At 61.6% G+C, this 6803-nt stretch carries 6 protein-coding genes; 2 read left to right on the forward strand and 4 right to left on the reverse strand.

The features are described 5' to 3' along the window. Positions 1-176: 176 nt before the first annotated feature. The 4 genes from Q0L89_RS03295 to Q0L89_RS03310 all read right to left on the reverse strand — a co-directional run bounded on the left by Q0L89_RS03295 (position 177) and on the right by Q0L89_RS03310 (position 4772). Positions 177-935 (reverse strand): DeoR/GlpR family DNA-binding transcription regulator, encoded by a 759-nt coding sequence (locus tag Q0L89_RS03295; protein ID WP_296762530.1) that lies wholly within the window; start codon positions 933-935, stop codon positions 177-179. A gap of 8 nt (positions 936-943) precedes the next feature. Continuing rightward, a complete protein-coding gene (locus Q0L89_RS03300; RefSeq protein WP_296762531.1) occupies positions 944-2635 on the reverse strand; it encodes an ABC transporter permease subunit in 1692 nt (563 codons plus the stop codon). Continuing rightward, positions 2632-3660, reverse strand: a complete 1029-nt coding sequence (locus Q0L89_RS03305) for an ATP-binding cassette domain-containing protein (protein ID WP_296762532.1) — start codon at positions 3658-3660, stop codon at positions 2632-2634. The genes Q0L89_RS03300 and Q0L89_RS03305 overlap by 4 nt, the downstream gene beginning before the upstream one ends. Before the next feature lie 104 nt (positions 3661-3764). Then, entirely contained in the window at positions 3765-4772 is a 1008-nt protein-coding gene (locus Q0L89_RS03310) for an ABC transporter substrate-binding protein (RefSeq protein WP_296762533.1), read from the reverse strand. Between the two features lie 233 nt (positions 4773-5005). On the opposite strand from Q0L89_RS03310, the gene hisN reads away from it, so the two are divergent. After that, positions 5006-5797: a histidinol-phosphatase gene (gene hisN, locus Q0L89_RS03315; protein WP_296762534.1), complete on the forward strand. Its 792-nt coding sequence runs from the start codon at positions 5006-5008 to the stop codon at positions 5795-5797. Between the two features lie 343 nt (positions 5798-6140). Continuing rightward, the gene (locus tag Q0L89_RS03320; protein WP_296762535.1) at positions 6141-6728 is read left to right on the forward strand and encodes a hypothetical protein; all 588 of its coding nucleotides are present in this window, start codon (positions 6141-6143) and stop codon (positions 6726-6728) included. Positions 6729-6803 lie beyond the last annotated feature (75 nt).

The following is a 6803-nucleotide window of genomic DNA, read 5'->3' on the forward strand; positions in this document are numbered from 1 at the left end:
GGCCGGTTGTTGCCGCGGCAAGCTGACAGACGTCACGGATCGGATGCAGGGCCGGATTGCGGCGCGATCCGAGCTGACCATTGACGAACTGACGGTGAACCGGCCGCGTTCGGATATGCCGCAACACCAGGCGCCCGCCCGCCCGTCTCAGGCCGGTTTGCTCTGACAAAGACCTGTCAGAGTATGACCTTCGTCCCTCTGCCCTGAAAGGGCCGCAGAACCGCATCCGGGGCGAATTTGTCAGTCACAAGCACGTCGATCTGATCGGGGTCGCAATACTTCACGCGGCTGATTTGGCCAAGTTTGGTGTGATCGACCAGAAGCACGGTTTCGTTGGCTTGCTCCATCATGGCTCCCGCGACGGCAGCCTCATGCAGATCAAAGTCGAAGGCCCCTTTTTCACCGTCCAGCGCAACCGGGGCCACGAAGGTCAGATCGACATGAAAACGGCGGATTTCCGTAAGCGTGAGCTCACCAAACGTGGCCGGCACATCGCTGATGATGCCGCCGCCCAATAGCAAAAGATCTATTTTCGTGCCAACGCTTTGAATCGTGGTGGCGATATCAATCGAATTGGTGATGACGGTGATGCCGCTGAGCTTCGCCAGTTCATGCGCGAACACCGACGTGGTCGTTCCCGCATCCACGAGAATGGTCTGTCCCGGCAGCACAAGGCCGGCGGCCTTGCGGGCGATTTCGCGCTTTGCCCTGATCTGTTTGTCCTGGCGCTTGCGAAAGGGCGGCTCGGATCGCGTCTGCGACAGCAATGCACCGCCATGCACCCGGTTGATCAGCCCATCCGCCTCAAGATCAACCAGGTCGCGCCGCACCGTTTCCCGCGACACGCCCAGCATGCCGGCAAGGTTGGTCGCGCTGACCTGTTCGTTGGTTTCCAAAACGTTCAGGATCCGCTTGTGCCGTTCCTTGGACCACATGTGATGACCTAACCTGCCGTCTCAAAAGGCTTTCTGCGGCGATAATAGGCCAGTATCCCCTTCATTCCCAGCAATGCTGCCATGACTACAGCCATCAGGCAGGTCGAGAAGGCAGCAGCCTGGGAGGTAAGCCCGGCATCGTCGAGGCGCATGATGGTAACGGCGGCCACGTTGAGTTCCGGGGTGGTGAGAAACACGACAGCCGAGAGCGTGACCATGGAGCGCATGAAAATGAAAAAGAAAACCGAGATCAGCATCGGCGCGATAAACGGCGCGATCACGTTGACGGCAACGCGCCCCATTCCCGCCCCCAGGCTGCTGGCCGCTTCCTCGTAAGCCCCGGGGAGTTGCCGAAAGCCGGTCATCGCAGTCAGGAAAGCCTGTGTATGATAGTGGTAGAAGTTCACGATGGCGATCAGTGCGGCTGTGCCGTAGAGCAGGTAGAGTGGCGTCGCGGTGGAGTTGAAGGTTAGAATATAGGCCAGACCCAGAACCATGCCCGGCACGGCGGCGGGCATGGCCGCCAGCACCTGCAGAGGGCGCGCAATTTTTTCGCTGATACGACGCATTCCCAGACCGAGAAGGAACACGGCCAGTGTTCCCCCGGTGGCCGCCATCAGGGAAATGACAATGGTGATCCAGAGCGACGAATATCCGCCCGCCAGGGTGATGTCGTAGTGCCGCAGGCTAAGCGAGTAATCGTAGGGCCACAGATGCACGAAGCTGGCAAAGATGACAACGCTGAGGATCGCCACGATGGCAGCGGATATCGCAAAGCAGAACCCAGCCATGGGAAGATCGCGCAGTGGCCTGAAGCGCGGCACGAAAGGCTGCGTGTCCCCGGCTTTCGTGCTCTGTTGGCGTTTCATCGCCTGACGCTCGATGTAATAGGCCGCCACGGTGGGCAGCAGGAGCATGATCCCCACGACCGCACCCATGTTGAAATTGCGCTGCCCGATAACCTGCGCGTAGATTTCGGTGGCGAGAACCGAGTAGTCGCCGCCGATCACCGCCGCGTTACCGAAATCGGTAATGGTGATGATGAACACCACGAAAGCGGCATTCAACACGCCGAAGCGCGAAGCGGGCAGCGTCAGATCCCGGAATTGCTGCGATGGCGTCGCGCCGGTTACCTCCGCGGCCTCGTAGACGCGTGCATCAAGCAACACCAGCGATGCGCCGATGATCATCACGGCTTGCGGCAGGGCATAGAGGGTGTTGGCGATCATCAGGCCCCAGAACCCGTAGATGTCCAGTTCCAGCCCCAGGAAGCGATTGACCAGCCCGTTGCGCCCCAGAAGAAAGATCAGGCCGAGCGCCTGAACCAGCGATGGCGCCAGAAGTGGCAGGACGATGGCCGCCCTGATCAGCCACTTCCCCCGAAATGCACAGCGATGCAGTCCGTGCGCGATGATGAAGCCCAGAACCACACTGATCACCATGGTCGAGAGCCCCATAACCATGGAATGGCGGGTGGCGCGCCAGAAGCCGGCGGAATTCAGAATCTCGGTATAGTTTCCAAGGGTATAGGCCCCGTCGAGATCGGTAATCGATCTTACGAAGACGATGACCATCGGATAGACGAAAAACAGTATCAGCCCGAGCGTGGGCAGACCCACGCAGATCCATGTCAGCACCTGGTCGCCGTCAATTCGCCGGGCGGCTCCGCCCCCTGTGGTGGTGCCTTTGCGCGCTATCATGAGGCTCCCTCGCTGATATCGTCAGCGACCCATGTGCACATCTCGCGCGGTATGGTGAGGTCAACCGCCTCGCCTTCGCGATAGCTCTTCGCTCCATGGGTTTCGACGGTCAACAGGCCGAGGGGGTCATCAACTTCGACGCGACACATGTTGCCCAGGAAGCTGACCGAACGCACGGTCGCCCGCCCATCGGCAGCGGGATTCAGGATAATGTGTTCCGGGCGAATACAGGCGACGTAGGCCGCGTCCTCTCCCTCGGGGCGCGTGGCCAGAAGGTCCGGCTGAACCTCGCGCACGCGCGCGGTTTCGACAAGATTGCTTGTGCCTATGAAATCGGCCACGAAACGCGTGGCGGGCCGGTTATACAGATCCTCGGGGCTGCCTGTCTGCACCACCGTGCCCTGGTTCATGCAGATGATCTTGTCGGCAAGCGCCAGCGCTTCTTCCTGGTCATGGGTGACCATGAGGGTGGGAATGCCCAGTTGGCGCTGCAGATGGGAAATTTCGCTGCGCAGCTCGCCGCGCACCTTGGCATCGAGCGCCGACAGCGGCTCATCGAGCAGCAAGACCCGCGGCTCCACCGCGATGGCCCGTGCCAGTGCGATGCGTTGTTGTTGTCCACCCGAAAGCTGCCCGGGAAACTTGTCGGCCGCTTGCGGCAACTTGACAAGCTCCAGAAGTTCCGTGACCCGCGCGGCGATGTCGGCGGCCGGCGTGTTGCGGATTTTCAGGCCATAGCCGATGTTTTCCGCGATCGTCATGTTCGGGAATAGCGAATAGGACTGGAACACGATGCCGAACCCGCGTTTGCGCGCGGGCGTTCGCGACAGGTCTTCCTCCTTCAGGCGAATATCGCCCTCGTCCAGGTCGGCCAATCCCGCGATCAGTCGCAATAGCGTTGTCTTGCCACACCCGCTGGGCCCGAGCAGACACACGAATTCGCCAGGCCCGATGGAGACCGTGACATTGTCCAACGCGATGAAGCTACCGAATCGCTTGGTAACGTTACGGGCTGTAAGATACATGTTTGGGTTTTCTCATTTTCGAGGCTGCAGAGGCCGGTGCCATACTGGCACCGGCCACACAAGGCATGGATCGTCGCAATCCCACCTTGCACTACGCATCCGGGTCAGCGCCCGAACTTTTCCTTCCACGTCTTCTTGACCTCTGTCTGCCGATCGGCAGACGCGGCAAAGTCCACATCGGCAAGGATGTCGCCAATGTCGTCGGGCATCCCCATCTCGGGGGTCGCGGCCTTGCTCTTGACGCCGGGGATGGTGATCAGCGCCTTGTACTCGCTGTAGAGGTCAGTGGCTTCTTCCGACATGGTCCAGTCGAGGAATTTCCGCGCATCGGCCTTGTTGTCACTGCTGGCCATCAGACCGGAGGCTTCCAGCTCGTAGCCGACGCCGCCTTCGGGAAATACCATGGCGAGAGGATATCCCTCCTCGATGGATTGCATCGCGGTGAACGCCAGCGAGATTCCGACGGTGTATTCGCCCACGCGCGCCGACTTGCACGGCTTCGACCCTGACGAAGTATATTGCGCCATGTTGGGGTCCACGGCTTCGAGCTGCGCCCAGCCGGCCTCATCGCCCATGGATTGCAGAACGGCGTTGACGTGCAGGTAGCCCGTGCCCGAGGAGTTCGGATCAGGCATCAGGATTTCGTCCTTGAAGGCAGGGTTTTCGAGATCCTTCCAACTGGTGGGCATCGGCAGGCCCTTGTCCTCGAGGCGCGCGGTGTTCACGCAGAACGCGCCCATGTAGCCGATGGGCGCGAACCATCGATCCTGCGGGTCGCGGAACGCGTCGCCAAGCACTTCGACTCCCTCGGTTTTGTAGGACTCGAGCATGTCCAGGATGCGCGGGTCCATCATCGCGGTCACGGCCCAGCCCCAGATGACATCGGCCTGGGGGTTGTCGGCCTCGGCCAGAATGCGCGCGCCCAGCTTCCCGGTCGATAGCCGCAAGACGTTGAGCTCGACATCCGGCAGGGCTTTTTCGGCGGCTGCCACATACCCTGCGACTTCTTCTTCCTCGAGCGCGGTATAGACCGTGATCGACCCGGCCGATGCGGTTGTCGCCGCACCTGCCGCAAGGGCCGACAGTCCGATTTTGTGAATCCAGTTTTTCATCATTTCCTCTCCATGTTGATCGTTCTCCGACATGCCGTCGATGCGCCGAAGCCATTTTTGCGGCCTTGGAAGACAGACGGCCCGCTTTTCTTGTTTTTGCCCGCGTCGCCGGCCATGGTGGCCAAGCAATGTGGGGATATTTGTGTAGTCTTGCATTTTTTTGCTTTTTGTCTACTGTTTTTTCAAGTCCCCCCTACCGGCGGGGCGGATAAAGCCAGAGTTGAGGAAAAATCATGCAGTCAGGCACAGAGCGGACGGAATCCGGTGGGTTGGCAAGTTTCGCGTGCATGCTCGCCGACTTGGCGCGCCCCATGGCATTGGAGCATTTTCGGCAGAACATCGCAGTGGAACAGAAGGCCGACCTGTCGCCGGTCACCTATGCCGACAGAGCCATCGAAGCGGCGATGCGCGCCTTGATCGAGAAGACCTATCCGGATCACGGGATCCTTGGCGAAGAGCATGGCACGAGCAACATCGACAGCGCGCGTGTCTGGGTTCTTGACCCGATCGACGGCACGAAGTCGTTTGTCACCGGCATGCCCACCTTCGGCACCCTGATCGCATTGCTCGAAGACGGGCGCCCCACCCTGGGCGTGATCTCGATCCCGCCCACGGGAGAGCTATGGATCGGCCGCGATGGAGAAGCGACGCTGTTCGACAGTGTCGCCTGCCACACCAGCACCTGCACCAAATTGGCCGACGCGCTGGTCTATACCACCTCACCCGACAATTTCGATGTTGCCGGCCTGAAGGCGTTCGACCGCGTCAGCAGCCAGGCTGCCATGCGCCGCTATGGCGGGGATTGTTATTCTTACGGGTTGCTGGCTTCGGGTCACATAGACGCCGTGATCGAAATGAACCTGCAACCTTACGACTTCATGGCTTTGGTGCCCGTCACCGAGGGGGCGGGCGGCGTCATAACCGACTGGCAAGGAGGGCGCCTGCATCTCGGCTCGGACGGTCATGTGGTGGCAGCCGCGACACCGGAGCTTCATGCCGAAATTCTGGAGGCGCTGTACGCATAAGCGCAAGGTGTGGGCGGCCCATCCGGCAAAAACTGTGCCCATCGCATGGGGTGCGCCAGACCGGTTCGTTCTGTCATGGCGTCAATAGCTATATCCGCGCCCGCATGCCGTGCTGACAGGACGGGTGGTTCCTGCCCGCCTTGCGACCACCGCCAGCGCCATCGAAAGGGAGGCAAGGCAAACGGGCTTGAGCCGGGCAGGGCGGCGGGCTAACCTTGCCGGATGATCAGGCGCCGCCCCTTTCACCACGTCAAGACGCGCCGCTGCCCTTGCCGAGTGGCGCGATCCTTGCGCCCGCTGCCGGACGGACTACTGAAGATCGTGGCCGAAGGGGGGCGCGAGGATGCTGCTTGAATCTGCGCAGGAACAACTGTTCTCGCTGGCCCCGGCGCGCGTGCATGAGGCACAAGGGCGCGGCCGCCAGGCCTTCGCCCTCCTTCAGGCGGCGCGCCATGCCGGCCCCCTGATCTGGGTTCTGACGCCTCGTGCGCACCACTTGCCCATGCTGCGCGGCCTGCCCGATGGCGTGGGGCAGCGGCTGCATGTCATCCGCCCGGAGAACGAGATCAACCTCTTGTGGGCAGTCGAGGAATCCCTGCGCAGCCCGGCCGTCGGGCTGGTCATCGCCGAGCCGGGCAAACCCCTCTCGCTCACCGCCGGGCGGCGTCTGCAACTGGCGGCCGAAGCGGGCCGGACCACCGGGCTGATGCTGATTCGCGAGGGCCAGGGCAGCAATGCCGCCGAGACCCGCTGGCATTGCGCGCCGGTGGCGAGCGAGGATCGAGACTCGACTCTGCACCGCTGGAGTCTTAATAAGAACAAAAGAGGAACAACCGGAATATGGACCGTGCATTGGAATGGCGCGACGGCTGCTGTCGATCTGGTTTCCGCGGCTGGCGAGCGACATGGCGCTGCGGAAACGCCCCGTTGAGGGGCCCTTCGCCCTGGTCCACAGATCAGGGACCACCGATCATGTGCATTGTCTGAACCGGGCCGCCGAGGCGCA

This window comes from Sediminimonas sp. (genome assembly GCF_024637375.1).
Lineage (GTDB): Bacteria > Pseudomonadota > Alphaproteobacteria > Rhodobacterales > Rhodobacteraceae > Sediminimonas.